Genomic DNA, 314 nt, shown 5'->3' with positions numbered 1-314 from the left:
CCGGATTTCGACAAGATGGTGCTGGCGGCGCGCGCCGAACTCGACGAGGCCAAGCGCAAGCAGATGTACCACGACATGGCGGTCATGGTGCGCGACGAAGGCGGTCTGATCCTGCCGATGTTCAACCAGTTCATCGACGCGACAGGCCCCAAGGTGGCAGGCTGGGTGGAGGATCCGCATCAGGAACTGTGCAACGGCTACGCCCTGGCGAAGTGCTGGCTGGAAGCCTGAGCACGGCCTTGCGGAGATGTCCTCACCCATCGTGAAACTGGTGGCCCAGCGCATCGCGCTGGGCATCCTCCTGCTGTTGGCCG

Annotated in this window: 1 pseudogene; it reads left to right on the top strand. The window is 64.0% G+C overall.

From position 1 onward, the window contains the following. Nucleotides 1-231 (top strand): annotated as a pseudogene (locus tag EN852_RS38290) (peptide ABC transporter substrate-binding protein); the annotation flags it as partial. Nucleotides 232-314 lie beyond the last annotated feature (83 nt).

The sequence above is a fragment of the Mesorhizobium sp. M2E.F.Ca.ET.209.01.1.1 genome (genome assembly GCF_004010375.2).
Lineage (GTDB): Bacteria > Pseudomonadota > Alphaproteobacteria > Rhizobiales > Rhizobiaceae > Mesorhizobium.
This window is presented reverse-complemented; position numbering and strand designations above follow the sequence as displayed.